Annotated in this window: 2 protein-coding genes; both read left to right on the top strand. The window is 33.0% G+C overall.

Translation table 11 applies throughout. The features are described 5' to 3' along the window. Positions 1 to 237: 237 nt before the first annotated feature. On the top strand, positions 238 to 759 hold the full coding sequence (locus M3210_RS19725; RefSeq protein WP_251517975.1) for a zinc metalloprotease: 522 nt from the start codon (positions 238 to 240) through the stop codon (positions 757 to 759). A 20-nt stretch (positions 760 to 779) separates the two neighbouring features. Continuing rightward, a complete protein-coding gene (locus M3210_RS19720; protein WP_251517973.1) occupies positions 780 to 1493 on the top strand; it encodes a hypothetical protein in 714 nt (237 codons plus the stop codon). The last annotated feature ends 736 nt before the right edge of the window (positions 1494 to 2229 follow it).

The raw sequence follows: 2229 nt of genomic DNA, 5'->3' as shown, positions 1-2229 counted from the left end.
TCGAGCAGAAGTTCTAAATTTTAAAGACGATGATAGTTACAGAATGAAAAATCGTAAGACTATTTTTAATGACGATAGTGTCCAAAATTAATTAGCGAAAAGTGTTCATTTTTACTTGACGCTTACACCTTTGTGCCTATTGTATAATATTAAGTAGAAAGGTCGAATAAAGAGAGGAGGAAGTGAGAGAACTGCATCGATAAAAGTCAAAATATTATAAAAAGAGGAGGAAAAAAATTGTGGAACTTTAGATTAAAAAAAGTTAGTTTTATGTTATTACTTATTTTTACCTTATTTTTCTCAACTGTAGGGTCTGCCGACGCATATACAAATGGGAGAAAACCTAATACAAAAAACGTTGAAGTTCAAGTACAAGCTTATAATACTCAATGGGTACAAGCTTATACTAACTGGGATAGTAACCATAAATACAGGAATATATATAGTCGATCTGGTGCTCCAAATATAATGACTGCTGAATATGATTCATCTCGTCCTGGCACTTTTGGTAGAATAATATATAATAACGGTCATAGTACATACAGTACTCCTTTTTATACCTATATCAATTCATATCGCTCTGATGTACGAAATAGTGCCAATGTTCGAAGGAGTGTAGCATCCCACGAAATTGGTCATGTATTTGGTTTAGCCGATCTAAGAGGTTCAGTCAGTTCCATTATGAATGGAGATAGAAATAGAGAACGCTTAACATACCCTACTACTCTTGATATTAATAGGGTTAATATAATTCGATAAACTTCGAAAGGAGACTATTCATGAAAAAATGCACTGTTATTATAGGGACCCTCTTGATGGGATTAATCTTTTTGCAGGCATGTGGGAGTGGAGATGAAACTGTTAGTCAAATGGTTGATTCCAGTGATGAACAGAGAGTTGAACGATTGGAAGATGTTATCAATGATTCCGAGGTAATTGTAAAAGGGCACTTTGGAAAATATATAGATAAGGACAATATGGTCCGTAATTATGCAAATCCTGAAATACCATCAGAAAACACATATACTGAAGGACACATTTATGAGTTTCATATTGAAGAAGTATATAAAGGTGAAGTTGATAGTACAATCAACGTAATGATCCCATATGCTTCTGAAATAAAAGTATATGATGAGAATGCTAAATATGTAGGAAATGTAATGAATGAAAGTACAGAATATAAGAAACCAGACCCCGAAGAATCTAATATTCTCTTTTTAAATCAAACAGGAATTAAAGAAAATTTGTATGGTCCTGGAAGCATCCCATATAATATTGTAATCGACAAAGACGAGTCAATTGAGTTTGTCTCTAAAAGGATAGAAGGACAATTAGAAGATAATGTAATTGTTGAAGGCGATTCAGAGCAAGCTTATATTATTCACGAACATAGAGAAGATGTTCCTGCTGATGTCAGAGAAGAGTTCGTGGTTATACCTGATTTGTTAAAGGGTAAAACATTAAGTGATGTAGAAGAGTTACTTAAAAAATAGAACGTTAATAACGTATTCTTCATTCCAGTCATAATGACAGAGTTCAATCTAGCCTTACTGAAAATACATTTTAATTTACCAGAATAACAAAACAACCCTATACGACCATACTATCTTAGAATCGTAAAGGGTTGTTTTGATTTACCAAACATTATTTTTAAGCTATATTTAAAACGCCTTGGAATACAACCAACATTTCGCGGAAAACATACGTTAAGCACATTTCGACATAGAAAAAATACATTTTCTATACGCTAATCCTATCAAAAATGTAACGAAACTTATTTTTGACCTATTTGCTAAACATAGATAAGTGAATGAGTTATTGAACATTATGAATGAGAAAAATCCTTATAACCCTTTATTAATAAGGTGTTAGGAAACTCATGGTTTTCTGAACAATACCTTAGCGTATGTTTTCAGCGCTTTGTTGGTGGAACCCCTTTAGGAAAATGAATATTTAAGGATGGACTGTAATATTCTTCTTTTCGCAATCTCAAATACTACATGCGGCTGACTGCGGGCGTCGAGCCCTTGTTCATCGGCTATTTCAGAATTGCGCTGAAATAGTTCGCTCAAATTCATACTGTTGCGGCCAATAAAAAACAATGTAAGCCCGAACTAAGAAATTTTATAATAGAAGCAACTAAAATTAAAAACAGAAACGCCAAATAACCGTGAATCTGAGATGTTTTAAACAGATTTACGGTTATTTTATTTTTTTGCACATGTTGCT

Source organism: Oceanobacillus luteolus (genome assembly GCF_023715655.1).
Lineage (GTDB): Bacteria > Bacillota > Bacilli > Bacillales > Amphibacillaceae > Oceanobacillus > Oceanobacillus luteolus.
This window is presented reverse-complemented; position numbering and strand designations above follow the sequence as displayed.